At 72.0% G+C, this 23,646-nt stretch carries 21 protein-coding genes; 7 read left to right on the forward strand and 14 right to left on the reverse strand.

The genetic code is table 11. The features are described from left to right. On the forward strand, window positions 1-2,295 hold a 2,295-nt coding region (locus ACWD0J_RS25750; RefSeq protein WP_451498200.1), incomplete at its 5' end, for an ATP-binding protein. 83 nt (window positions 2,296-2,378) lie between these two features. Here ACWD0J_RS25750 and nucS read toward each other — a convergent pair. After that, window positions 2,379-3,050, reverse strand: a complete 672-nt coding sequence (nucS, locus tag ACWD0J_RS25755) for an endonuclease NucS (RefSeq protein ID WP_451498201.1) — start codon at window positions 3,048-3,050, stop codon at window positions 2,379-2,381. A gap of 300 nt (window positions 3,051-3,350) precedes the next feature. Between nucS and ACWD0J_RS25760 the strand changes: the two genes are divergently transcribed. Further along, window positions 3,351-3,743: an SCO5389 family protein gene (locus tag ACWD0J_RS25760; protein WP_451498202.1), complete on the forward strand. Its 393-nt coding sequence runs from the start codon at window positions 3,351-3,353 to the stop codon at window positions 3,741-3,743. 96 nt (window positions 3,744-3,839) lie between these two features. Here the strand turns inward: ACWD0J_RS25760 and ACWD0J_RS25765 are convergent, their stop codons facing one another. After that, on the reverse strand, window positions 3,840-4,868 hold the full coding sequence (locus ACWD0J_RS25765; RefSeq protein ID WP_451498203.1) for an LLM class flavin-dependent oxidoreductase: 1,029 nt from the start codon (window positions 4,866-4,868) through the stop codon (window positions 3,840-3,842). 222 nt (window positions 4,869-5,090) lie between these two features. On the opposite strand from ACWD0J_RS25765, the gene ACWD0J_RS25770 reads away from it, so the two are divergent. Next, window positions 5,091-5,423 carry an ATP/GTP-binding protein gene (locus ACWD0J_RS25770; RefSeq protein ID WP_451498204.1) on the forward strand — a complete coding sequence of 111 codons (333 nt, stop codon included), beginning with the start codon at window positions 5,091-5,093 and terminating at the stop codon, window positions 5,421-5,423. 45 nt (window positions 5,424-5,468) lie between these two features. Here ACWD0J_RS25770 and ACWD0J_RS25775 read toward each other — a convergent pair whose 3' ends face one another. The 7 genes from ACWD0J_RS25775 to mce all read right to left on the reverse strand — a co-directional run bounded on the left by ACWD0J_RS25775 (window position 5,469) and on the right by mce (window position 15,352). Beyond that, the gene (locus tag ACWD0J_RS25775) at window positions 5,469-6,338 is read right to left on the reverse strand and encodes an ABC transporter permease subunit (protein ID WP_451498205.1); all 870 of its coding nucleotides are present in this window, start codon (window positions 6,336-6,338) and stop codon (window positions 5,469-5,471) included. Then, window positions 6,335-7,636, reverse strand: a complete 1,302-nt coding sequence (locus tag ACWD0J_RS25780) for an ATP-binding cassette domain-containing protein (RefSeq protein WP_451498206.1) — start codon at window positions 7,634-7,636, stop codon at window positions 6,335-6,337. The genes ACWD0J_RS25775 and ACWD0J_RS25780 overlap by 4 nt, the downstream gene beginning before the upstream one ends. A gap of 109 nt (window positions 7,637-7,745) precedes the next feature. Beyond that, complete coding sequence (locus ACWD0J_RS25785) at window positions 7,746-8,516, reverse strand: ABC transporter permease (RefSeq protein ID WP_451498207.1); 771 nt, start codon at window positions 8,514-8,516, stop codon at window positions 7,746-7,748. A 2-nt stretch (window positions 8,517-8,518) separates the two neighbouring features. Continuing rightward, the gene (locus ACWD0J_RS25790) at window positions 8,519-9,484 is read right to left on the reverse strand and encodes an ABC transporter ATP-binding protein (protein WP_451498208.1); all 966 of its coding nucleotides are present in this window, start codon (window positions 9,482-9,484) and stop codon (window positions 8,519-8,521) included. A gap of 157 nt (window positions 9,485-9,641) precedes the next feature. Beyond that, entirely contained in the window at window positions 9,642-10,577 is a 936-nt protein-coding gene (locus ACWD0J_RS25795; protein WP_451498209.1) for a cellulose-binding protein, read from the reverse strand. A 183-nt stretch (window positions 10,578-10,760) separates the two neighbouring features. After that, window positions 10,761-14,678 (reverse strand): polarized growth protein Scy, encoded by a 3,918-nt coding sequence (scy, locus tag ACWD0J_RS25800; protein WP_451498210.1) that lies wholly within the window; start codon window positions 14,676-14,678, stop codon window positions 10,761-10,763. Between the two features lie 233 nt (window positions 14,679-14,911). Further along, entirely contained in the window at window positions 14,912-15,352 is a 441-nt protein-coding gene (gene mce, locus ACWD0J_RS25805; RefSeq protein WP_451498211.1) for a methylmalonyl-CoA epimerase, read from the reverse strand. A 150-nt stretch (window positions 15,353-15,502) separates the two neighbouring features. On the opposite strand from mce, the gene ACWD0J_RS25810 reads away from it, so the two are divergent. Then, window positions 15,503-16,705 carry an acetyl-CoA C-acetyltransferase gene (locus ACWD0J_RS25810; protein WP_451498212.1) on the forward strand — a complete coding sequence of 401 codons (1,203 nt, stop codon included), beginning with the start codon at window positions 15,503-15,505 and terminating at the stop codon, window positions 16,703-16,705. 64 nt (window positions 16,706-16,769) lie between these two features. Further along, complete coding sequence (gene meaB, locus ACWD0J_RS25815; RefSeq protein ID WP_451498213.1) at window positions 16,770-17,726, forward strand: methylmalonyl Co-A mutase-associated GTPase MeaB; 957 nt, start codon at window positions 16,770-16,772, stop codon at window positions 17,724-17,726. A 176-nt stretch (window positions 17,727-17,902) separates the two neighbouring features. On the opposite strand, the gene ACWD0J_RS25820 is transcribed toward meaB, so the two are convergent. After that, complete coding sequence (locus ACWD0J_RS25820; protein WP_451498214.1) at window positions 17,903-18,634, reverse strand: PepSY domain-containing protein; 732 nt, start codon at window positions 18,632-18,634, stop codon at window positions 17,903-17,905. Window positions 18,635-18,760: 126 nt separating this feature from the next. Here ACWD0J_RS25820 and ACWD0J_RS25825 point away from each other — a divergent pair, with 126 nt between their 5' ends. Together ACWD0J_RS25825 and ACWD0J_RS25830 are read left to right on the forward strand one after the other, a co-directional pair. Continuing rightward, window positions 18,761-19,429: a response regulator transcription factor gene (locus tag ACWD0J_RS25825; RefSeq protein ID WP_451498215.1), complete on the forward strand. Its 669-nt coding sequence runs from the start codon at window positions 18,761-18,763 to the stop codon at window positions 19,427-19,429. Beyond that, window positions 19,426-20,841 (forward strand): sensor histidine kinase, encoded by a 1,416-nt coding sequence (locus ACWD0J_RS25830; RefSeq protein WP_451498216.1) that lies wholly within the window; start codon window positions 19,426-19,428, stop codon window positions 20,839-20,841. The genes ACWD0J_RS25825 and ACWD0J_RS25830 overlap by 4 nt, the downstream gene beginning before the upstream one ends. Before the next feature lie 10 nt (window positions 20,842-20,851). Here the strand turns inward: ACWD0J_RS25830 and ACWD0J_RS25835 are convergent, their stop codons facing one another. From ACWD0J_RS25835 to ACWD0J_RS25850, 4 genes are all read right to left on the reverse strand, one after another. Beyond that, window positions 20,852-21,328 carry a MarR family winged helix-turn-helix transcriptional regulator gene (locus tag ACWD0J_RS25835; RefSeq protein ID WP_210572664.1) on the reverse strand — a complete coding sequence of 159 codons (477 nt, stop codon included), beginning with the start codon at window positions 21,326-21,328 and terminating at the stop codon, window positions 20,852-20,854. Between the two features lie 92 nt (window positions 21,329-21,420). Next, window positions 21,421-22,218 (reverse strand): AIM24 family protein, encoded by a 798-nt coding sequence (locus ACWD0J_RS25840; protein WP_451498217.1) that lies wholly within the window; start codon window positions 22,216-22,218, stop codon window positions 21,421-21,423. A gap of 2 nt (window positions 22,219-22,220) precedes the next feature. After that, entirely contained in the window at window positions 22,221-22,871 is a 651-nt protein-coding gene (locus ACWD0J_RS25845) for an AIM24 family protein (RefSeq protein WP_451498218.1), read from the reverse strand. Between the two features lies 1 nt (window position 22,872). Then, window positions 22,873-23,505, reverse strand: coding sequence for an AIM24 family protein (locus ACWD0J_RS25850; RefSeq protein ID WP_451498219.1), 633 nt, complete (start codon window positions 23,503-23,505; stop codon window positions 22,873-22,875). Window positions 23,506-23,646 lie beyond the last annotated feature (141 nt).

Genomic DNA, 23,646 nt, shown 5'->3' on the forward strand with positions numbered 1-23,646 from the left:
CCCGGGCCGGGCCGGCCCGAGCTGCCGCTGCTGGCCCGCCAGGACGAGCGCGAGCGCCTGGTGCGGCTGCTCGCCCGCGGCCGCTCCGTGCGCCTGACCGGCCCGGCCGGCTCCGGCCGCACCACCCTCCTCGACGTCGTCGCCGAGGACTGCGCCGACCTCGCCCCCGACGGGGTCATCCGGCTCAGCGGCTTCCACCGCACCGCGAGCGACCTGCTGTACGACCTCTTCCACGCCGTCCACGACGCGCCCCTGCACCGCCCGGACCGGGACCAGCTGCTCGGCCACGTCCGGGAGATCGGCGCGGTCGTCGTCCTCGACGACGTCGAGTTCGGCGGGGCCGCGCTCGACGAACTGCTGGACGCCACGCCCGAGTGCGCCCTCTTGATCGCGGCCACCCCCGATGTGCCCGCCCCGTCCGCCGACTCCGCCGTCGAAGAGGTCTTCCTCGGCGGCCTGGAGCGCGCCGACGGCCTGAAACTCCTGGAACACGCCGTCGGCCGCGTCCTGACCGAGGAGGAGTCCAACTGGGCGGGCGACCTCTGGTTCGAGTCCGAGGGTCTGCCGCTGCGCTTCGTCCAGGCCGGGGCCCTGCTGCGGCAGCGCGACCGGCTGCGGGCCGGAGCGAGCGCCGTCGACGAGATCGGCGTGTTCGCGGACATGGTCCCGGCCGACGCGGCGGTCGACCCGGACGCGTCCGAGCACATCCCGCTGCCCTCGCTCGGCGAGGCCGCCGCGCCCGCCCCGCTGCTCGCCGCCAAGCTCAGCGACTCGGCGCGCGCCACCCTGCGGTTCGCCGTCGCGCTCGGCGGCGAGGTGCCCCACCAGGCCCACCTGCCCGCACTCGTCGGCGACACCCACGCGGACGCCGCGCTGGGCGAGCTGGCCGGCTGCGGACTGGTCTCCCCGGTCGGCTCCCGCTACCGGCTCGCCGCCGGCGTCCAGGCCCAGCTGGAGGCCGCCGGATACGGCGACGACACCCGGGCTCGCGCGCTCGACGCCGCCCGGCACTACGCCTGGTGGGCCGGGCACCCCTCGGTCACCCCCGAACGGGTGTGCGCCGAGGCGGACGCCCTGCTCGCCGCGCTCGCCGTCCTCGCGCCCGCCACCACGGTGCTCGCCGAGGACGACGAGAGCCCCGCCGTGCAGCTGGCCCGTACGGCGGCGCCCGCGTTCGCCGCGGGCGGCCACTGGAGCGCCTGGGAGCGGATGCTGCGCTCCGGCGCCGAGGCCGCCCGGCTCGCCGGGGAGGTCGCCGAACAGGCCTACTTCCACCACGAACTCGGCGTCCTCGCCCTCTGCGGCGGACAGCTCGACCGGGCCCGCGCCGAACTGGAGTCCTCCATCGGCCTGCGCGGCGCCCTCGCCGACAAGCGCGGCACCGTCGCGGGCCGTCGCGCCCTCGCCCTGGTCGCCGACCGCTCCGGCACCGTGCCCGGCCTCCCCGCCACGGCGGGGGAGGAGGTGCCCGACGCGCGGTACGAGGAGTCGCAGTCACCCCCGGGCGGCGTACCGGCCGCCTTCCCGCAGCTCCAGCCGCCCGCCGACAGCGGCACGCTGGTCACCCACCGGACGTCCTCCCCGGCGCCCCGGCCGTCGGTGTCGTCGTCCCGGTCCGCCGGGGTGTCGCCGTCGTCGCGGTCGTCCCACAAGGCGCGGGGCGGCCTGCGGGGCCTCGCCCGGCGCAACCTCGTGGCAGGGGGCGCGGGCGCGCTGCTGGTGGCCGTGCTCGGCACGGTGGTGACGCTGGGCGCCACCTCCGACAGCGACGCCGACCCCCCGTCCAGCCAGGTGGGCGTCAACCCGTCCGCCAGCCAGGGCGCGGACGACGGCAGCCTGGGCGCCGACGTGCCGAAGAACGACGACGGCTCCGGCGACACCGGCGCGGCGACCAGCCGTCCCACCGACCCGGGCCCCGACGGCACTTTCGGCACCTCCGACGACCCGACGCCGACAAATCCCGCCACGCCGTCCGACGAGCCGAGCGGGACCCAGGGTCCGAGCAGCGGTCCGTCGACCTCGCCGAAGCCGTCGACGACGAAGCCGCCGACCTCGCCGAAGCCGTCCCAGACGTCGCCGTCGAAGCCGCCGTCGACGTCCCAGACCCCCACCCCGACGCCCACGCCGACCGACACCGGGACGCCCACGCCGACGGCGGACCCGTCGACCACGCCGTCCACCTCCGACTCCGCCAGCGGCCCGGCGCCCTCGCCGGTGGAGACCAGCGCCTCCGCCGGCGCTCCCGGGACGAGCGGGACGGGTTCACCCGCCGGCAGTCCGGAGCCGGTGATCTGACGCCCGGTACCGCCCCGTACGGCGCGTGAGGGCCCGGTCCGACGAACGGACCGGGCCCTCACGCAGCGGTGGGGAAGCGACCGTCAGAACAGCCGCAGCTTGTCGTCCTCGATGCCGCGCAGGGCGTTGTAGTCGAGGACCTGGCAGCCGATGCCGCGGTCCGTGGCCAGGACGCGGGCCTGCGGCTTGATCTCCTGCGCGGCGAAGATGCCGCGCACCGGGGCGAGATGGGGATCGCGGTTCAGCAGGTCCAGGTAGCGCGTGAGCTGCTCCACGCCGTCGATCTCGCCGCGCCGCTTGATCTCCACCGCGACGGTCTGCCCGTCCGCGTCCCGGCACAGGATGTCGACCGGTCCGATGGCCGTCATGTACTCCCGGCGGATGAGGGTGTACCCCTCGCCGAGGGTCTCGATGCGGTCCGCGAGGAGCTCCTGGAGGTGTGCTTCCACGCCGTCCTTGATCAGGCCCGGGTCCACGCCCAGTTCGTGCGAGGAGTCGTGGAGGACTTCCTCCATCGTGATGATGAGCTTCTCGCCCGCCTTGTTGATGACGGTCCAGACGCCTTCCTCGGCGCCGGAACCCTCCTTCAGCGTGCAGGGCGGCGACATCCAGTTCAGGGGCTTGTAGGCCCGGTCGTCCGCGTGGATCGAGACGCTGCCGTCCGCCTTCACCAGGATCAGACGGGGAGCCGAGGGCAGGTGGGCGGTGAGCCGGCCCGCGTAGTCGACGGAGCATCGGGCAATGACGAGACGCATGGTCGGCAACGCTACTCGACGGGCGCAGGTCCACGCGATTCGCCCTCCCGCCGCCCGCCGCCGCCCCCGGCCGGGGGACTGTGGTCCGTCCCTCTTGTTCGGGTTGACCCCTGTTCGGTTGTGGCCGATTGTGTGCCCAACGCGCCCTGGCTATGTACGCGTTCTCCTGGTGCGGTCACCGCGCGGTGCTTACCGTAGTAAACGGGAGGTCGCGATTCGTGTACGCAGCGTGTCTGGTATCGCGAACTCCCTTTATCTGTCCGGCAACCCCTGTCGACCGGGGGTGCGAGAGGAGAACCCATGTCGCTCGACGTCTCACCGGCCCTACTCGAACAGGCCGAGCGAGGCGAGGTCGACGAAGCTGCCTTCGTCGACTGCGTCCGGACCTCCCTGCCCTACGCATGGGAGATGATCAGCTCCCTGGTGGCCCAGCTGAAGGTGGACGGCGGCCAGTTCGCCGACAACCAGACGCCTCCGCCGGACGAGCAGGCACGCGGTCAACTGCTGCGTGCGCTTGCGAGTGACGCGATACGCGGCGCGCTGCAACGGCACTTCGGTGTCCGGCTGGCTTTCCAGAACTGCCACCGGGTGGCCGTGTTCCCGTTGGACTCCTCCGTCGACGAGACACTGGCCCGCTTCACCTCGGCGCGCAACCAGCTCTTGAACCAGTCCCCGGAGTTCAGGGACTGCTGACGCAGTGAGCTGTCGGCTTGCCGCTCCGTACGCGGGAGGTGCATGAGTACGGAGCGGCAAGCTCTCCGCCGGACCGGGCCGTTCGGCCGGGGCGGTTCAGCCGAGCTGCGGGATGACGTCGCCACCCAGCCGTCGTACGTTCTCCTCGGTGGCCGCCAGGTCTCCCGAGCCCTCCACGAGGAGGGCGAAGCGGGTGACGCCGGTCCGTTCGCTGGTCGCCGCGAGACGGTCGGCGCACAGCCGGGGAGTACCCACCGGGTGCAGCCCGCAGAGCAGTTCGGTGTACGCCAGCGGGTCGCGCATCCGGCGCTCGCGGCCGTCCACCGTGACATGGGCGCCGAGTCCGTGCCGCAGCCAGCCCGGCATCGCCTTCGTCAGCGTCTCCACCGCGTCCTGGCGCCGGTCCGCGATCTGGCAGACGCCGGCCGAGACATGGGCCGCCCCCAGGATCTGCTCCGGCGGACGGCCGCAGGCGCGCGCGTGCCTGCGCCACAACGCGACCATCTCGGCCTTCTCCTCGTCTCCCACGTGCATCCCGAGCAGCATCGGCAGCCCGCGCTCGGCGGCCAGCCGCACACTCGCCGGGGAGGTGCACGCGACGATCACCTCCGGGCCCGGAGTGTCGGTCAGCGCCTCCGACGGCCGGGGCACGACGGGCACCTCACGGAAGGCGAAACGCCCTCCGGAGGATCCGACCGAGGGTTCGCGCAGCCAGCGAACCAGCAGATCGAGTGATTCCGGGAAGCCCGACTCGTACGCCTCCAGACCCGCGCCGAACACCTCCAGGTCGACCCACGGTCCGCCGCGCCCCACCCCCAGCGAGAACCGCCCGCCGCTCGTCAGGTGCAGCAGCGCGGCCTGTTCGCCGAGAGCGACGGGATGGACGGTGGGCAGCACGCTGACGGCCGTGCCGACCCGGATACGGCGGGTGCGGCCGAGCAGCAACGCGGCCAGGGTGACCGCCGACGGGCAGGTGCCGTACGGCACGAAGTGGTGCTCGGCCAGCCAGACCGCGTCCAGCCCGGCCTCCTCGGCCACCTCGGCCGAGCGGACCGCGCGGTGCAGCGCCTCCCCTTCGCCCTGCCCCGGGAACTGGGCCGCCAACACGAAACTACCTACGTGCATCGCATTTCCTGCTTCCTTGGCTCCGACGCGGAGCTCCCCCACCGGGCATAACCGTCTGACACGTGCCGAGGACACGGCCTGGCGGAGGGATTTGCGGATTGTCTGCAGAATGGGCCGCCCGGGAGGGGTACTTGTGGGGGTTGGTCCCCTACGCCTACCCTCGCCCGTGCCGCGTAGGCTGGACACAAGCCCTGCCTCCTGTATAGCCCCGTGAGGTGTCCTGTGTCCCCGCGTCGCAACCGACCCAAGGGATCCGGTACGTCCGGCCACCCCGCCGACGACGACCGGCCCGGCCGCTACGGCGGCTGGCACATCGCGGAGGACTGGCAGGGCGAGCAGTGGAGCGTACGGCATGTGGCCGGGGCAAGCGCTCAGGGCAAGGCGTACCGCTGCCCGGGGTGTGAGCAGTTGATTCCGGACGGCGTTCCGCACGTGGTGGCCTGGCCGCAGCACTCGGGTGTCGACGAGCGCCGCCACTGGCACAAGGCGTGCTGGAACGCGAAGGACCGCCGCACCACGCGGGTGCAGCGGTCCAGAAACGCGCCGAGGTTCTGACTTCCGGACTCCCGGACCTCCGGACTCCCGGACTCCCGGGGCGGGTTACACGTCCCGCTTCTCCAGCAGCGCGTAGGCGCCGGCGAACGCGGCGGCCGTCACACCGAGGGCGATCCACAGCGGGTCCCAGCCCGACGGGCCGGACTCGGTGAGGGAGTTGGAGTAGAAGACGCTGAGCTGGTTCGGGATGGAGTACTCGAACAGGGCCTCGCGCAGGCTCTCCAGCGACGCCGAGAACATGAACAGCGCGATGACCAGCGGAGCCAGCACGAGTCCGATCATGATGGTGATCGCGCCCGCCGAGTGCCGGATGATCGAGCCGACGACGAGCGAGAGCAGGCCGAGCAGCGCGATGTAGAGCGAGATGCCGACCGTGCCCTTGAGCCATTCCTGGCCGGTCGGTTCCCTGGCGCCGTCCAGCATGGCCACGTCCGCGAGGGCGACGACGAGGGCCGATGCCAGCGTGACCACGAACGCGACCACGAAGAACACGATCGCCTTGGCCGCGAGGACCCGGCCGCGGGACGGGCACGCGACCATCGTGGTGCGGATCATGCCGGTGCCGTACTCGGAGGCCGTGGTCAGCACGCCGAGCGTGATCACGCACATGCTGCCGAGCAGCAGCCCGAAGAAGCCGAACGACAGCGGGTTCTCGCCCTCCAGGCCCCCCGGGTCGGTGTTGGCGGCGACCAGCGCTCCGGCCCCCAGTCCGATACCGATGACGAGCAGCACGAACACGCCGATCGTCCACATCGTGGAGCGCACCGACTTGATCTTCGTCCACTCGGAGGCGATGGCGTGCCCGAGGTGCGTGCGCACCACCGGGATCGGCGAGGTGTAGCTGGGGTACGACGGTCCGGGCGCCGCCTGCCAGGCGGGCGCGGCCTGCGGCGTCGGGGGCTGCGGGGTGCTCATCGGGCGTCCTCGGGCTTGGTCAGGTCGGAGGCGGGGGCGGAGGCCGGGGAGGAGGGAGCGGCCGGCGCGGGGGCGGGCGGCGCGGCCGGCAGGCCGGGAGCGGCAGCCGGGGCCTGCGCGTACGGGTTGGCCGGGCCGGCCGCGCCGGGAGCGGCACCGGGCGCCACCGGGACCCCGTACGGGCCCGCGGCCGGCTGTCCCTGCGGCATCGGCTGTCCGGGCTGTCCCTGCGGCATCGGCTGCCCCTGCGCCCCCGCGAACGGCTGCCCGCCCTGCTGGGGCGGTGGCGGGGCGTACCAGCCCGGCTGGCCCTGCCCCGGCACCGGCATCGGTGGCTGCGCACCCGGCGGCAGCTGCTGCTGGAGCCCGGCCCGCTGGTCGGTCGTCGAGCGGTAGTCGACCGCGCCCTGGGTCATCCGCATGTACGCCTCCTCCAGCGAGGCCTGGTGCGGCGACAGCTCCCACAGACGGACGTCGGTGTCGTGCGCGATGTCGCTGATGCGCGGCAGGGGCAGCCCGGTGATCCGCAGCGCGCCGTCCTGCTCGTGCATCACGTGCCCGCCCGCCTCGGTGAGCGCGGAGAACAGCTTCTCGCGCAGCTGCGGCTCGCTGTCGGGCGTCCGCACCCGCGCGAAGTCGGCCGAGTTCGCCGAGATGAACTCCCGGATGCTCATGTCGGCGAGCAGCTGCCCGCGCCCGATGACGATCAGGTGGTCGGCGGTCACCGCCATCTCGCTCATGAGGTGCGAGGAGACGAAGACGGTACGGCCCTCCGCCGCGAGCGCCTTCATCAGGTTGCGCACCCAGAGGATGCCCTCGGGGTCGAGCCCGTTGACCGGCTCGTCGAACAGCAGCACCTGCGGGTCGCCGAGCAGCGCGGCGGCGATGCCGAGCCGCTGCCCCATGCCGAGCGAGAAGCCCTTGGAGCGCTTCCTGGCCACGTCCTGGAGACCGACCACGCCCAGCACCTCGTCGACCCGCCGGGCCGGGATGCCGGACAGCTGGGCCAGGCACAGCAGGTGGTTGCGGGCGGCCCGGCCGCCGTGCACGGCCTTGGCGTCCAGCAGCGCGCCCACCTGGCGGGGGGCGTTGGGCAGCTTGCGGTACGGATAGCCGCCGATCGTCACCTGGCCCGAGGTCGGGTTGTCCAGGCCGAGGATCATCCGCATCGTCGTCGACTTGCCCGAGCCGTTGGGCCCGAGGAAACCGGTGACGGCCCCGGGCCGCACCTGGAAGGAAAGGTTGTACACAGCGGTCTTGTCGCCGTAGCGCTTCGTCAGGCCGACTGCCTCGATCATGCTCCGCACCCATCACAAGCTTCAGGACAGCAGGGCACACGCCCCCGTAAGGGTTAGGAGCTTATCGGGACGCTGACGGTTCCGTTCAAATGAAAGCAAAGCCGAAGCCTCAGGCATCCCTCTTCCTGAGCAGCACGTACCCCCCGAGGAGCGCGGCGGCCACCCACAGCGCCATGATGCCGAGGCCGCCCCAGGGACCGTAGGGAGTGTCGTCGTCGACCGGGGTGACCACCTGCATGATCTTGCTGCCGGCCTGGTCGGGCAGGTACCGGCCGATCTCCTGCGTCGCCGAGACGTTCCCCAGGATGTTGGAGATCAGGAAGAAGAACGGCATCAGGATGCCCAGCGACAGCATCGGCGAGCGCAGCATCGCGGCGACGCCCATCGAGAACATCGCGATGAGGGTCATGTAGAGCCCGCCGCCGATGACCGCGCGCAGCACACCCGTGTCCCCGATCGACGCCTTGTGCTCGCCGAGCATCGCCTGTCCCAGGAAGAACGCGACGAAGCTGGTGGCCAGGCCCACGACGAGGGCGAGGCCGGTGGCCACCGCGATCTTGCTGACCAGGAAGGTCCCGCGCTGCGGCACGGCCGCCAGCGACGTGCGGATCATGCCGGTGCTGTACTCGTTCGACACCACCAGCACCCCGAACACGATCATCGCGAGCTGTCCGAGGCTCATGCCCGCGAAGCTGATGTACGTCGGGTCGAAGGAGAGCTGGTCGGCGCGGTTCATGGAGTCGAACTCGCTCTTCGACAGCGCCGAGATCAGCATGCCGAGCGCGATGGTGACGACCACGGCGAGGGAGAGCGTCCACACCGTGGACGCCACCGACCGGATCTTGGTCCATTCGGACCGGACGACCTGGATCGCCGCCATGCTCAGTTCCCCTTCCGGCCGTCGCCCCACTGCTGCTGTCCCAGCGGTGCTTCGCGCGGCGTTCCGTCGTGTGCGTGGTACTCGACCGACTCCGCGGTCAGCTGCATGAACGCTTCCTCCAGAGAGGCCTGCTGGGGGCTCAGCTCGTGCAGCACGATCTGGTGCTGCGCGGCCAGCTCGCCGATGCGCTCGGACTTGCCGCCGTCGACCTCCAGCGTGCCGCCGCCGGCCTCCGTGGCGGTGATCCCGGCGTCGTGCAGCACGTCGAGCAGCCCCTCGCGCTGCGGGGTGCGGATCCGGACGTACGACCGCGAGTTCTGCGCGATGAAGTCGGCCATGGAGGTGTCGGCGAGCAGCCGCCCCTGCCCGATGACGACGAGGTGGTCGGCGGTCAGCGCCATCTCGCTCATGAGGTGCGAGGAGACGAAGACCGTACGGCCCTGCGCGGCCAGCGACTTCATCAGGTTGCGGATCCAGTGGATGCCCTCGGGGTCGAGCCCGTTGACCGGCTCGTCGAACATCAGGATCCGCGGGTCGCCGAGCAGCGCGCCCGCGATGCCGAGCCGCTGCCCCATGCCGAGCGAGAACCCCTTGGCCTTCTTCTTCGCCACCGCGGTGAGCCCGACCGTGTCGAGCACCTCGTGCACCCGCTTCTTCGGGATGCCGTTGCTCTGCGCGAGGCACAGCAGGTGGTGGTAGGCGCTGCGCCCGCCGTGCATGGCCTTGGCGTCCAGCAGGGCGCCGATGTACGTCAGCGGGTCCTTGAGCTGGTCGTAGTGCGTGCCGTCGATGCGGACGTCGCCGGCGGTGGGCCGGTCGAGGCCGAGCATCATGCGCATGGTCGTCGACTTGCCGGCGCCGTTGGGGCCGAGGAAGCCCGTCACGATGCCGGGTCTGACGGTGAAGGTCAGGTTGTTGACCGCGACCTTCTCGCCGTACCGCTTGGTGAGTCCTTCCAGCTCGATCATGCGGACCACGCTAGGACCCGGTTTCGGCCGATGCCACCCCAATGGGCAAACGGAGCCCGACAAGAGCGGCGAGAAGGCGGGATCCGGCCCCGCGCGCACGCCAAGGACCCGCGCCCCCCGAAGGGAACGCGGGCCCCAGCCGAACTACGTCACACGCTTACCGGGTCTGCTGAGCCGGCACACCCCGGGAGATCGGCTCGTCGTCGGCCGGCGTGCTCGCGGCGGCCACCGCGGCGCCCGTGAGCGTGGCGAGCATCTCGCGCACGTTCGTCAGCTGGGCGTTGATCGAGTCGCGGCGGTTGGTGAGCGCCGCCAGCTCGCGCTCGGACTCCGAACGGATGCGGTCCGCCTTGGCGTTCGCGTCCGCCACGATGTCCTCGGCCTGGCGCTGCGCGGTCTCGACGGTCTGACGGGCACGACGCTCGGCGTCCGTGCGCAGCTTCTCCGCCTCCAGGCGCAGCTGCTCCGCGCGGTGCTCGATCTCCGCGAGACGCTTCTCCGCCTTCTGCTGACGCGAGGCCAGGTCGCGCTCGGACTGCTCGCGACGCTTGGCCAGGTTCGTCTCGAAGTCGGCGGCGGCCTGCGCGGCCTTGGCGCGGGTCTCCTCGAAGAGGGCGTCGGCCTCCTCACGCTTGGACTGCGCGTCCTTCTGCGCCTCGGAGCGCAGCTGCGACGCCTCGCTCTTGGCCTTCTCGACGATCCGGACGCCCTCGTCCTCGGCCTTGGCCTTGCGCTCCGCAGAGAACGATTCTGCGTCGTTGCGAACCTGCTGGGCCGCCGACTCGGCGAGCTCGCGGTGCTGCTCGGCCGCGCGCCGGGCCTCCTCGCGCAGATCCTTGGCCTCTTCCTCGGCGAGGCGGAGGATCTTCTCGACACGCGCGCCGAGACCGGCGTACGACGGCTCTGCGTCGCTGACCTGAGCCTGGGCGTTCTGCGTTTCGAGGTGGAGCTCCTCGATGCGCTTTTCCAGAGCAGTGATACGGGCCAGAGCGCTGTCACGGTCGGAGACGAGCTTCGAGATGCGTTCGTCCACCTGAGCGCGGTCGTACCCACGCCGCACAAGCTCGAAGCCGTAGGGGGAAGTGTCGCTCATGGGGTTCCTGTCGAATGAGACCGGTGAGGTGATAGAGGGAATCCTAGGGGCCGAAGCGGTGTGTCATCGAGCGGATGCGTGTTTGATCTGGAGAATGACACCCCTTTTGGGTGGCTAACCGTCGGACGACTTGCCAAAGACTTGGTCAAAGGCCGCAGAAGGCATCGGAATCCGCTCTCTGTTCTAACTCTCCGACGACTTGCCGCCCGAACGAGGGGCACCGACCGCGGCGCCCGCCTTGACGCCGCCGTCCTTGCCGCCTGCCACGGGGGCCTCGAAGGACTCCAACGCCTCCAGGACGTCCTGGACACGGCCGATCTCGGTGTTGATGTCCTCGCGCCGGCGCACCAGGATCTCCAGCTCGCGCCTGCCCTCCTCGACCGTGCGCTTCGCCTCGCGGATCGCCTCGGCCCGCAGCTCCTCGGCCTCCTTGATCAGGGTGGCCTTCTTCAGCTCGGCCTCCTTGAGCAGCCCCTCGGCCTTCTTCACGGCGGCGATCCGGACCTTGCCCGCCTCGGAGTTGGCCTCCGAGACCAGTTCCCTGGCCTTCGACTCCGCCTTGGCGAGCTGCTCCTCGGCGGCCTTGATGAGCGCGTCGCAGCGGTCGCCGGTCGACTTCATCGTCTCGGCGGCCTCGCGGCGGGCCCGCTCGTGCAGGCTCTCGATCTCGCTCGTGATGCGGTCGCGCAGTTCCTCCGCGCGTTCCCTTATGGCGGTGGCGTCCCGGCGGGCGCCGACGAGCAGCTCGTCCGCGTCCGCCCGGGCCTTCTCCACCAGCGCGTTGCCCTCGACCGTCGCCTCGGACACCAGCCGGTCCGCCTCGGTACGGGCCACTCCGACCATGGTGTCGGCCTGCGCCTCCGCGTCCGCGGTGGTCTTCTGCGCCTGCTGCTGCGCCTCGGTGAGCAGCTTGTCGGCCTCGGCCGCGGTCTCCGTGATGAGCGTGTCGACCTGCTCGGCCGCCTCGGAACGCCGCTTGTTGGCCTCCTTGCGGGCCTCGTCGAGCGTGCGCTCGGCCTTCTCGCGCGCCGAGGTGACCAGCCGCTCGGCCTCCGCCGCCGCCTCCGCCTTGATCCGCGCCGACTCGCCGCGGATCCGCTCGGCGTGCTGCTGGGCCGACCCGACCGTCTCGGCGGCCTCGGCGCGCAGCCGCTCCGCCTCCCCGCTCGCGTCCGTGACCAGCTGCTCGGCCTGGGCCAGCGCCTCCGACCGGACGCGCTCGGCCTCCGCCACCGTCTCGGAGCGCAGCCGCTCCGCCTCCGCGACCGTCTCCTGACGCAGCCGGTCGGTGTCCGTGAGGGTCTCGGTGGTGAGCCGCTCGGCCTCGCTGCGCGCCTCGGTGATGAGCGTGTCGGCCTGGGTCGCCGCGTCCGACCGGATGCGGTTGGCGTCGTCGCGGGCGTCCGCCCGGGTGCGGGCGGCGGCCTGGTCGGCCTCGGCGATGGTGTCCGACGCCTGGGTGCGTACCCGCTGGGCGTGCTCGGCCGCGTCCGACCGCAGCCGCTCGGCCTCCGCGATCGCCTCCGACACGGTGCGTTCGGCGAGCGCCTTGGCGGCGTCCGTCTCCTCGGTCGCCTCGCGCCGGACCCGGTTGGCGTCCTCGGCGGCCCGCTCGCGCTCCGCGTAGGCGTCGCCGCGGACCCGGTCCGCCTCCTCCTGGGCCTCCCGGCGGGTACGGTCCGCCACGTGCTCGGCGGCACTGCGCAGCCCGGCGATCTCCTCCTGCGCCTGCTCGTGCAGCCCGGCGACCGAGTCCCGCACCTGCTGGGCGTGGAGCTCGGCGGCCGACACCATCTCGGTGGCCCGCCGGTCCGCCTCCTCGACCAGCCGTACGGCCTCGGCCTGCGCCTCCTCCACGCGCTTGCGCGCCGAGGCCAGCAGCTCCTCGCTCTGCCCGCGGGCCCGCTCACGCTCCTGGCCGGCCTCCTCGCGGGCCGCGCCGAGGATCTCCTCGGCCTCACGGCGGCGCCGGCCGGCCTCCTCCTGCGCGGCGGCCAGCGTCTCCGTCGCCTCCGCGGCCAGCCGCTCGGCGGCGGCCTGCGCCTCCGCCCGCACCCGGTCTGCGGTGTCCTGCGCCTCCGACTTCAGCCGCTCCGCCTCGGCGGCGGCCTCCGACCGCAGGCGTACGGCGACGGCCTCGCCCTCCGCGCGGGACGCGGACGCGTCGGAGGCGGCCTCGGTGCGCAGCCGGTCCGCCTCGGCCTCGGCCTGCTGCTGGAGCGTACGGATCCGCTCGGCGGCCTCGGCGCGCAGCCGGTCGGACTCCTCTGCGGCTTCCCGGCGGATCCGCGAGGCCTCCTCGCGGGCGCCGGCCAGCGCCTGCTCGGCGGCGGCGAGGCGCTCCTCGGCCTCGGTGCGCAGCCGGGTCAGCTCGGTGGCGGCCTCCGTGCGGCGGACCTCTATCGCCTGCTCGGTCTCCTCACGCAGCTCGCGCGCGGCCCGCTCGGCGTCGGCCTTGATGCCCTCGGACTGCTCGACCGCCTCGGCGCGGTGCCGCTCGGCCTCCTTGCGGGTGCGCTCCAGGGTCTCCTCGGCCTGCCGGCGCAGGGAGGTGGCCCGCTCGATGGCCTCCGTACGGACCTTCTCGCTGTCCGTGGTGGCCTTCTGGCGCAGCTCGTCCGCGTCGGCCTTCGCCTTGGACAGCAGCTCCTCGGCGGTCCTGGCCGCCTCCTCGATCTGCTGGACGGCCTCCTTGCGGGCCTCCGCGCGGATCTTCTCGCCCTCGGCGACGGCGTCGGCGCGCAGCTGCTCGGCCTCACCGCGCAGCCGGCGGGCCTCCTCCTGGAGCTCGACCGTCTTGGCCCGGTACTCCTTGGTGTCGTCCTTCGCCGCGCCCTTGAGCTGCTCGGCGATGTCGTGCGCCTCGGCCCGCAGCCGGTCCGCCTCGGTCTCGGCCTCCCGGCGGATCCGCTCGGCCTCCTCGGAGGCCGCCTTGGTGGTCCGCCTGGCGTCCTCCTGGGCCTTGTTGAGGACGTCCTCGGCGGTCTTGGCCGCCTTGGACAGCTGGGTCGCGCTCTCCTCGGCCGTGAGCGTGCGGGCCTTCTCGGCGGCCTCGGCGAGCAGTTTCTCGGCCTCGGCGCGGGCGTCCGCGACGAGCTGCTCGGCGTCCGCCCTGGTGGACTCGGCCTCCTTGGTGGCCTCGCTGACCAGCCGGGCGACCTGTTCCTTCGCCGTACGGGTGCGCTGCTCGTTCGCCGACTCCGCGCTGGACAGCGCCTTCTCGGCGGCCGCCTTGGCCTCGGCGAGCACCTTCTCCGCCTCGGAGCGCGCCTCGCGCAGGGCCGCGTCAGCCGCCGTCATGCGCTGCTCGGCGGCCCGGCTCAGCTCCAGCGCCTCACGGCGGGCCGCGTCCGACTCGGTCGCGGTGGAGGTCCGCAGCTGCTCGGCGTGGTCGGTGGCCTCCTGGGCCTGTGTGGAGGCGGCGTTCAGCAGCCGCTCGGCGTCCGCGCGGGCGCGGCGCAGCAGCTGCTCGGCCTCGGTGCGGGCCGACTCGGCCTCGCTCTGCAGCCGCTGCCGGGCCTCGGTGGTCAGCCGCTCGGCCTCCGTGCGGGCGGCCGCCATGGCCTGCTCGGCCTCCGCGCGCGACTCCTCCAGGAGTCGGCGGGCCTGCTGCTCGGTCCGGGCGCGCAACTGCTCCGCCCAGGCCACGTTCTCGTTGACGTGTGACTCGACGGTCTGCCGGCGCTCGGCCAGCTCCTGGTCCAGCTGCTGGCGGCGGGTGACCGCCTCCTGGTGCAGCTCCGCCTGGAGCCGGGCGGCCTGCTCGGCGTGCTCCTGGAGGATGCGCTGGGTCTGCGCCCGGGCCTGGCTCAGCTCGCGCTCGGCCTCCTGGCGCAGCTGGTCGGCCTGCATCTGCGCGTTGCGCAGCAGCTGTTCGGCCTGGTAGCCGAGGTCACCGCCGTCGAAGGAGGGCCGGGACATGATGGTGCGCCGCGCCTCGTGCAACTTGGCGCGCAGCACCTCGACCTGGTAGCCGAGGTCCTCGGCGTGCTGGATCGCCTTTTCCCGCTCGGTCTTCAGCCGCTTCATCTCGGCTTCGAAACGAGTGAGGTGATCGACGTCAGCCGCCGGTTCCCGCTCCTGGCTCTCGTAGCCCCGCACTGCGCGGTCCCATCCGTCCCCTGGTCGCAAGTCTCTCCGTACGAGCTCCGTCCATCCGACGGACGGGGCTCCCGGGGAATGGTGTCAGATCAACGACGGAGCATGGGCTGCTGCCCCGACGCTCGTCCCCCGAAACCCGGACCCCGGCCGGGTCCCGCCGTCACGGCAGGACCCCGGTCGCCCTGGTGCGAGCGGCGACCGCCCCCAACCCTACCGGCCCATATGTACGAGGGTCAGTGCTCAGGTGACTCAACAGGCGCCGAAGTGACCAGTTCTGTCAGTACGCCATGGCAATCCTTGGGGTGCAGGAAGGTGATTCGTGACCCCATGGAGCCGCGTCGCGGCTCTTCGTACAGAACGCGTACGCCCTTGTCCTTGATGTCCGCGGCGTCACCGTCGACATCCGCCGTACCGAAAGCGATGTGGTGCACGCCCTCCCCGTTCTTCGCGAGCCACTTCGCGACGGTGGAGTCCTCCCGGGTCGGCTCCAGGAGCTGGAGGTACGAAGCTCCGCCGTCGGACGTATCGTTGATCTTGAGCATGGCCTCGCGTACGCCCTGCTCCTCGTTGACCTCGGAGTGGAACACCTCGAAGCCGTAGGTGGCCCGGTAGAACTCGACGGTCGCGTCGAGGTCGTGGCAGGCGATCCCGATGTGGTCGATTCGCGTCAGCATGGTGCTAGTGCAGCGCTCGGGAGGTGGTTACGCAACGTGCGCGCGATCACACCGACAGCCCGATGACGGCGTGGACTACCGCTCAGTACATTCGAAGTAAACCCTCGTTCACTCCTCGGCCTGTGCGGGCCGGTAAGGGGATCGCAGCTCATGACTGGATCGAACAGCACGACCTCGGTGATCGTCGCGGGCGCCCGGACGCCCATGGGACGGTTGCTGGGCTCGCTGAAGTCCTTCTCCGGGGCAGACCTCGGCGGCTTCGCGATCAAGGCCGCCCTCGACCGTGCGGGCATCGGCGGCGACCAGGTGCAGTACGTGATCATGGGCCAGGTGCTCCAGGCCGGGGCGGGGCAGATCCCGGCCCGCCAGGCCGCGGTCAAGGCCGGCATCCCGATGAACGTCCCGGCGCTCACCGTCAACAAGGTGTGCCTGTCCGGCCTCGACGCCATCGCGCTGGCCGACCAGCTGATCCGCGCGGGTGAGTTCGACATCGTCGTGGCGGGCGGCCAGGAGTCCATGACCAACGCCCCCCACCTGCTGCCGAAGTCCCGCGAGGGCTTCAAGTACGGCGCGATCGAGATGCTCGACGCGATGGCGTACGACGGTCTGACCGACGCCTTCGAGAACATCGCGATGGGCGAGTCGACGGAGAAGCACAACACCCGCCTCGGCATCGAGCGCCCCGAGCAGGACGAGTTCGCCGCCCTGTCCCACCAGCGCGCCGCCGCCGCGCAGAAGAACGGCCTGTTCGAGGCCGAGATCACCCCGGTGGAGATCCCGCAGCGCAAGGGCGAACCGGTCGTCGTCGGCACGGACGAGGGCATCCGCCCCGAGACCACCGCCGAGTCGCTGGGCAAGCTGCGCCCGGCGTTCGCGAAGGACGGCACGATCACGGCGGGCTCCGCCTCGCAGATCTCCGACGGCGCCGCCGCGGTGGTCGTGATGAGCAAGGCGAAGGCGCAGGAGCTGGGCCTCGCGTGGATCGCGGAGATCGGCGCCCACGGCAATGTGGCGGGCCCGGACAACTCGCTCCAGTCGCAGCCGTCCAACGCGATCCTGCACGCCCTGAAGAAGGACGGCCTGGACGTCTCCGACCTCGACCTGATCGAGATCAACGAGGCCTTCGCGGCGGTCGCCGTGCAGTCAATGAAGGACCTCGGGGTGTCCACGGAAAGGGTGAACGTCAACGGCGGTGCCATCGCGCTGGGCCACCCGATCGGCATGTCCGGCGCCCGTCTCGTCCTGCACCTGGCGCTGGAGCTGCGGCGGCGCGGCGGCGGCGTGGGCGCGGCCGCGCTGTGCGGCGGCGGCGGTCAGGGTGACGCGCTGATCGTGCGGGTACCCAAGGCCTGAGCAGGGCTTCCCGGGCCGTCCCTCTCCTCGTGCTTGTCGTGGTCCCTTCGTGAACGGAGCTGTGATGCAGGACGTCTCCACACTGGTAGCCCAGGCCAGGGAGGGCCGGCCCCGGGCCGTGGCCCGGCTGATCTCCCTGGTGGAGGGGGCGTCCCCGCAGCTCAGGGAGGTCATGGCGGCGCTGGCTCCGCTGACCGGCGGGGCGTACGTGGTCGGGCTGACCGGTTCACCGGGGGTCGGCAAGTCGACCTCGACGTCGGCCCTGGTGACGGCGTACCGCAAGCAGGGCAGGCGGGTCGGCGTGCTGGCCGTCGACCCGTCCTCGCCGTTCTCCGGCGGTGCGCTGCTGGGCGACCGGGTCCGGATGTCGGAGCACGCGTCCGACCCCGGGGTCTACATCCGCTCGATGGCGACCCGCGGCCACCTGGGCGGTCTCGCCTGGGCCGCCCCCCAGGCGATCCGCGTCCTCGACGCGGCGGGCTGCGACGTGGTCCTGGTCGAGACGGTCGGTGTCGGCCAGTCGGAGGTCGAGATCGCGTCGCAGGCGGACACCAGCGTGGTGCTGCTGGCGCCCGGCATGGGCGACGGCATCCAGGCGGCCAAGGCCGGGATCCTGGAGATCGGCGACGTGTACGTCGTCAACAAGGCCGACCGGGACGGCGCCGACGCCACGGCCCGCGAGCTGAACCACATGCTGGGCCTCGGCGAGTCCCGCGGCCCCGGCGACTGGCGCCCGCCCATCGTCAAGACGGTCGCCGCGCGCGGCGAGGGCGTCGAGGAGGTCGTCCAGGCGCTGGAGAAGCACCGCGCGTGGATGGAGGAGCGGGGCGTCCTGTCCGAACGGCGTCGCGCCCGCGCGGCCCACGAGGTGGAGACGATCGCCGTCACGGCTCTGCGCGAACGCATCGGCGACCTGCACGGGGACCGTCGGCTCAGCGCGCTGGCCGAGAAGATCGTCGCCGGTGAGCTGGACCCGTACCGCGCGGCGGACGAACTGGTGGCGGGTCTGACGGAGAGCTGAGCCGCCCATCAGCAGCCCGTCCGGCGTTCGAGGACGAGGCCCCTTGACGAGGCCCTTCAGGGCCGAAGCGGAGCTCTGGGGGCGGCGGCCCCCAGGAACGGGACGGGAAGGGGCGGCGGGGGCGAGACCCCTCGGCCTGCCCCCGCCGCTCCACACCGTCCCGCACGCACCTGACGTCAGTCGTTGTTGTTGTCGTCGTCGTTGTCGTCGTCCTGGTCGCGGCCGACGGCCTGACCGGTGTCGTCGCCCGCCGTGTCGGCCGTGTCCGACGTGTCCGCCGTGACCTTCCCGGACCTCAGGTCGACGTTCCAGTCCCGCTCGGCCGTGCCGGAGGTGCGCGTCTCCACGTCCCAGCCCTTGGACGTGCCGTCCTCGTCCAGGTCCACCGACGTCACCGTGCCCTTGTCGGCCGCGGCCTTCGCCGCGTCCGCCGCCGTCACCGACGCTCCCTTCAGCACGGCGCGCACCTGAGCGGTGTCGTCCTCGCGCTCGGTGTGCGAGCCGAGCACCTTCCCGCTGGCCGGGTCGATCCGGACGCTGTGCCAGGTGTCGCCGCCGGCCAGCACGTCGACCTCCCAGGCGACCGCTCCGTCGCCGTCGGCGCCGTCGGCGCCGTCCTGGTCGTCCAGGTCGGCGGAGACGGCCGTGCCGGGCGAGTGCTTCAGCGCCGCGGCGACGGCCTCGGCCGCCGTCACCTTCGCGGCCGCGACGCGGTCCGTGTCGTCGCTTCCGTCGTCGCTTCCGTCGTCGTCCTGGTCGTCGTCCCGCACGTCCGTGCCCGCCCGCTCGGCGTCCGCCGACTGCCGCGCCGTCCCCTCGCCGTCATCCGCCACCGCGAGGGCCGTGGCGGTTCCGCCTCCGATCAGGGCGGCGGCCGTGACGGCGGCGATCACGATGTTGCGCTTCATGGGAGTTCCTCCAGAGTCCGTGCGGTTCGTTTCGCTTTCGACGTCACCCACCGTCGCCGACCGACGCTGAGCGGAACCTGAAACCCCCTGAAGTGATCTTCAGCTTCTCTTTGCGAACCTTTACGCATGCGCCTGTTGATCGTCGAAGACGAAAAGCGGCTGGCCCTGTCGCTCGCCAAGGGTCTGACCGCCGAGGGGTACGCCGTGGATGTCGTCCACGACGGCCGGGAGGGCCTGCACCGGGCCACCGAGGGGGCGTACGACCTCGTGATCCTCGACATCATGCTGCCCGGCCTCAACGGCTACCGCGTGTGCGCCGCCCTGCGCGCCGCCGGCCACGACGTGCCGATCCTGATGCTCACGGCCAAGGACGGCGAGTACGACGAGGCGGAGGGCCTCGACACGGGCGCCGACGACTACCTCACCAAGCCGTTCTCGTACGTCGTCCTCGTCGCCCGCATCAAGGCGCTGCTGCGCCGCCGCGCGCAGGGGACCGGCGCCTCGCCCGTGCACGTCCACGGCGACCTGAAGGTCGACACCGCCGCCCGCCGGGTCTTCCTCGGCGAGGAGGAGGTCGCCCTGACCGCGAAGGAGTTCTCCGTCCTGGAGCACCTCGTGCTGCGGGCCGGCGAGGTGGTGTCCAAGGCCGACATCCTGGAGCACGTCTGGGACTTCGCGTACGACGGCGACCCGAACATCGTCGAGGTGTACGTCAGCACCCTCCGGCGCAAGCTGCGCGCCGGGCTCATCCGGACGGTCCGCGGCGCCGGCTACCGGCTGGAGACCGAGCGATGAGCCGCCTGTTCGGCTCCGTCCGGTCCCGGGCGACCCTCGCCGCCACCCTGGTCGTCGCCGTGGCGCTGGTGGCGGCCGGGGCGGCCGTGCTGCTGTCCCTGCGGTCCAACCTGATCGGCCAGGCCGGCACGGAGGCGGAGCGCTCCGCGCGGTCGGTCGCCTCCGAGCTGTCCGTGGGGAATCCGCCCGACCGGCTCGCTCTGGACGGGGACGAGGGGCCGGTCCAGATCGTCGACGAGCACGGCACGCTGGTCGCCGTCAGCGAGGACCTGGAACGGATCAGCGGCACGGGCACGCGGGAGGTACGGCCGCAGCCGCCGACGGCCCCCGAGGGCGACGACGAGGGCGACGACGACGCGCACGCGGACGACTCCCTGGAACCCGGCGAGATCGACGACTCGACCACCTTCACCAACGGCTCCGCGACCGTCGACCAGGACACCGCCGACTACCGCTTCGCCGCCGTGCAGGTGGAGACGGAGCGGCGGGGACTGTTCACCGTCTACGCCGGCGCGCCCCTGTCCGCCGAGCAGAGCGCCGTGAAGACGGCGCTGACCGTCATGCTGATCGGCTTCCCGCTGCTGCTCGCCGTCGTCGCGGCGGTGACCTGGCTGGTCACCCGGCGCGCCCTGCGCCCGGTCGAGGACATCAGCGGCGAGATGGCCGCGATCACCGCCTCCGAGGACCTCGCGCGCCGCGTACCGGTACCGGACACGCACGACGAGGTGGCCCGGCTGGCCCGCACCACCAACGAGACGCTGGCCGCGCTGGAGACCTCCGTGGAGCGGCAGCGCCGGTTCGTCGCCGACGCCTCGCACGAGCTGCGCAGCCCGATCGCGTCCTTGCGCACCCAGCTGGAGGTGGGCGCCGCGCACCCCGCGCTGCTGGACGTGGAAGGGGCCGTCGAGGACACCGTACGACTGCAGCGACTCGCCGCCGACCTGCTGCTGCTCGCCCGCCTGGACGCGGGGGAAAAACCCGCCGCCGACGCCCGGTTCGACCTGGCCGCGCTGGTGCGGGAGCAGGCCGGGGGGCGGGCCGGGCTGACCGTCCGGGCGCCGGAGGCCGTGCGGGTGGCGGGGTCACGCGGGCAGGTGGGGCGGTTGCTGACCAACCTGCTGGACAACGCGCGACGGCACGCCCGCTCCGCGGTCGAGGTGAGCGTGCGGTGCGAGGGGGAGTGGGCCGTGGCCGGGATCGCCGACGACGGGGACGGGGTGCCCGAGGCGGACCGGGAGCGGATCTTCGAGCGGTTCGTCCGGCTGGACGACGCCCGCAGCCGGGACGACGGCGGTGCCGGGCTCGGCCTCGCCATCGCCCGGGACGTCGCCGTACGGCACGGCGGCACCCTCACGGTCCGGGACGCGCCGGCAGGCGGAGCCCTGTTCGAACTCCGCCTGCCGCTCGCTTAGGACGTCCGGGTCACGGGCGTCCCCGCTGCCCGCGGAGGTGCTCCGCGATGGGCTTGAGGGCCTTGTCGAGCTCGGTCAGGGCCTCGGGGGACAGCAGATCGATGAAGTGCCTGCGCACAGACGCCACATGATGGGGCGCGACCTTCTGCATCGTCTCCATGCCGTGCTCGGTGAGCACCGCGTACAGGCCTCGGCGGTCCGACTCGCAGTTCTCGCGTCGCACGAGGTCCGCGTTCTCCATGCGCGTGATCTGGTGGGAGAGGCGGCTCTTGGACTGGAGGGTGGCGGACGCCAGGTCGCTCATCCGCATCCGTACGCCCTCCGACTCGGAGAGATTCACCAGGATCTCGTAGTCGTTCATCGTCAGGCCGAACGGCTGCAAATCCTTTTCGAGCTGGTACGTCAACAGCCTGTTGACCTCCAGGTGGGTGCGCCAGGCGCACTGCTCCGCATCGGTCAGCCAGCGCGTGGCCGTCTCGGTCTCCATAAATGAAGTCTACCTAAAATGTTGAAAGGCGAACTAGTGAGGGCGGCGTGACGGCGTGCACACGTTCGACGTCACACTCCGCAGACTACCGCTCACAGCCCGAAGCGACGCTGGAGGTCCCCCAGCTGTCCGGGAAGGCGCGGTGCGCCCGCCTGCTGTGCGGGGCCTGTGGGTGACCCGCCGCCGCCGGGTACTCCGGCCTGCTGCGGAACCGCTCCCGTGGCCTGCTCGGCCATCAGTGCCTCCGACGACTGGAGGAGGACCGTACCGGCCCCGACGAACTCGAACTGGTGCTCCTCCCCGGAGGCCCCGCCGAGGCCCGTCATCGCACGTAGACCGCCCATCAGGCCGGTCATGTAGCCGTGGTCGTAGTGGTGGCACGGCGACGGGCAGTCGGCCCAGCCGACAAGCGCTTGCGGGTCCACCCGGATCGGCGGTTCCATGAACACCACCGGACCGTTGGAGGCCGCCACGAACTTTCCGGTTCCGATGAGGGTCAGGAAACCCGGCACGATCGACTGCTTGAGGGCGAGAGTTGGCTGAAAAGCGAGCAAGTTGCCCGAGCGAATGGTCAGGTTGCCGTCTTCCAGGTCGTACGAGTTCACGTCGAAGGCCCGGTCGGCGAGGAGCATCTTGCCCGAGCCCGATGCCACGACCCAGTCGGCGGCGTGCAGTGGCGAATGGAACGACGTGCGGACCAGACCGTCCAGCCGGCCGTGTCCGATGCCGTTGAACTCCATCGAGCCGTAGTAGGCGATCATCTTCCCCTTCTGCAGGAACCACTGGCTCCCCTTGAGCTCCACGCAGAAGGTGTAGTTGTCGACGTTGTCGTCGGACGGCAGCGTCATCGGGTCGTAGACCGTCGGGCCGCCGCCCGGAGCCCCGTACATGCTCACAGCTTCTCCTCCGAGGCCTGGACGTACACCGCGCCACTGCCGCTGAGCTCCAGCTGGAACGCCTCTCCGGAGCCGCGGCCCACCATGTCCCGCCAGCCCAGCGCGGTGGACAGCTTGTTGCGCACGTCGCCGTGGTGGGCGACGTACGCCTGCGGGTCGACATGGACCGGGCGCTGCGGGGTGATCGGGACCTCGATGACCCCGCCGTGCGCCATCACCGCGACCGAGCCGTGCCCCCGGAGGGTCGTCGTGAACAGCCCCTGGCCGCTGACCTGCCCCCGGACCATGCCCATGACGCCGCCCTGGGAGCCCATGAACATCGTGCCCTGCTCCAGCGTGCCGTCGAAGGCGAGCAGCCGGTCCGCCTCCACGTAGAGGGTCTCGCCGGTCAGGTTGATCACCTGGACGTGATGGCCGCCGTGCCCGAACAGGACGGTGCCGTTGCCCTCGACGCTCATCAGGGGCGCCGCCTCGCCCGCCACCCGGCGGCCGATCATCGACGTGATCCCGCCCTGCCCGCCCTGCATGTTCGGGGTGAAGGACACCTCGCCCTTGTAGGCGAGCATCGCCCCGCGCTGACTGAACAGCCGCTGCCCGGGCACGACCAGGGCCTCGACCATCTTGGAGTTGATCTCACGCAAGGCCATGTCACACGTCCCCCGCGATCGTGTTCCGCTCGCTCGGCTGGACGTACACCAGGCCGTCCCCCTCGAAGCGGATCTGGAAGGCCTCGCCGCCGCCCTCGCCCATGAACGTGCGGAACGTCACACCGGACTGGAAGGACTGCCGCAGGCTGCCCTGGTGCGCGATGTAGGCGCCCGGGTCGACGGTGAGCGGGAACTGCGCGCTGACCCGCAGCACGACCGCCGGCCCGTCCGACATGATCGCGGCCTGTCCGTGCCCCTCGACCGTCGTCGTGAACAGCCCGTTGCCCTGCGAGGCCCCGCGCGTGCCGGTGAAGGACGTGCCGGTCCGCAGCCCCGCGTCGGCCGCGAGCAGGTTGCTCGACTCCACGTACAGCGTGTCCCCCTGGAGAGCGACGAGATTGATCTCCGAGGCCCGGTCCGCGAACCAGCACGTCCCGTGCCCCTTCACCTCCATCAGTGTCATCTGCTCGCCGGTGATCCGCCGGGTCACCATCCCCCGTATGCCCTCACCACCGCCGCTGAGCTTCTTGAAGTCCATCTGCCCGTCGTACGCGACCATCGAGCCGTTCTTCGCCTTCACGGCGTCCCCGGTCATGTCGACGGCGAGCACCTTGCTGCCTTGAAGTCGGAACATCGCCACGCTGTGAAGGTAGCCGCAGGTGGACCCCGGCCGACAGATCCCCGGGGCGGAAAAGGCCCCGACCAGCCCCCTAGGGGATCCGTTCCCCGCCCGAGGCCCCGTTCGCCCGGGGCCGTCGTGGGCGACCCCGCCCAG

It is taken from the genome of Streptomyces sp. NPDC003011 (assembly GCF_053591515.1).

What these genes read in the sequence shown, in the direction of transcription:
- ACWD0J_RS25810 (WP_451498212.1), top strand. Translation starts at nt 15,503, where the DNA reads ATGACTGGATCGAACAGCACGACCTCGGTGATCGTCGCGGGCGCCCGG.
- ACWD0J_RS25790 (WP_451498208.1), bottom strand. Translation starts at nt 9,484, where the DNA reads ATGATCGAGCTGGAAGGACTCACCAAGCGGTACGGCGAGAAGGTCGCG.
- meaB (WP_451498213.1), top strand. Translation starts at nt 16,770, where the DNA reads ATGCAGGACGTCTCCACACTGGTAGCCCAGGCCAGGGAGGGCCGGCCC.
- ACWD0J_RS25825 (WP_451498215.1), top strand. Translation starts at nt 18,761, where the DNA reads ATGCGCCTGTTGATCGTCGAAGACGAAAAGCGGCTGGCCCTGTCGCTC.
- ACWD0J_RS25830 (WP_451498216.1), top strand. Translation starts at nt 19,426, where the DNA reads ATGAGCCGCCTGTTCGGCTCCGTCCGGTCCCGGGCGACCCTCGCCGCC.
- ACWD0J_RS25820 (WP_451498214.1), bottom strand. Translation starts at nt 18,634, where the DNA reads ATGAAGCGCAACATCGTGATCGCCGCCGTCACGGCCGCCGCCCTGATC.
- nucS (WP_451498201.1), bottom strand. Translation starts at nt 3,050, where the DNA reads ATGCGTCTCGTCATTGCCCGATGCTCCGTCGACTACGCGGGCCGGCTC.
- ACWD0J_RS25765 (WP_451498203.1), bottom strand. Translation starts at nt 4,868, where the DNA reads ATGCACGTAGGTAGTTTCGTGTTGGCGGCCCAGTTCCCGGGGCAGGGC.
- ACWD0J_RS25760 (WP_451498202.1), top strand. Translation starts at nt 3,351, where the DNA reads ATGTCGCTCGACGTCTCACCGGCCCTACTCGAACAGGCCGAGCGAGGC.
- ACWD0J_RS25795 (WP_451498209.1), bottom strand. Translation starts at nt 10,577, where the DNA reads ATGAGCGACACTTCCCCCTACGGCTTCGAGCTTGTGCGGCGTGGGTAC.
- ACWD0J_RS25835 (WP_210572664.1), bottom strand. Translation starts at nt 21,328, where the DNA reads ATGGAGACCGAGACGGCCACGCGCTGGCTGACCGATGCGGAGCAGTGC.
- ACWD0J_RS25775 (WP_451498205.1), bottom strand. Translation starts at nt 6,338, where the DNA reads ATGAGCACCCCGCAGCCCCCGACGCCGCAGGCCGCGCCCGCCTGGCAG.
- ACWD0J_RS25780 (WP_451498206.1), bottom strand. Translation starts at nt 7,636, where the DNA reads ATGATCGAGGCAGTCGGCCTGACGAAGCGCTACGGCGACAAGACCGCT.
- ACWD0J_RS25845 (WP_451498218.1), bottom strand. Translation starts at nt 22,871, where the DNA reads ATGGCCTTGCGTGAGATCAACTCCAAGATGGTCGAGGCCCTGGTCGTG.
- ACWD0J_RS25850 (WP_451498219.1), bottom strand. Translation starts at nt 23,505, where the DNA reads ATGTTCCGACTTCAAGGCAGCAAGGTGCTCGCCGTCGACATGACCGGG.
- mce (WP_451498211.1), bottom strand. Translation starts at nt 15,352, where the DNA reads ATGCTGACGCGAATCGACCACATCGGGATCGCCTGCCACGACCTCGAC.
- ACWD0J_RS25840 (WP_451498217.1), bottom strand. Translation starts at nt 22,218, where the DNA reads ATGTACGGGGCTCCGGGCGGCGGCCCGACGGTCTACGACCCGATGACG.
- ACWD0J_RS25785 (WP_451498207.1), bottom strand. Translation starts at nt 8,516, where the DNA reads ATGGCGGCGATCCAGGTCGTCCGGTCCGAATGGACCAAGATCCGGTCG.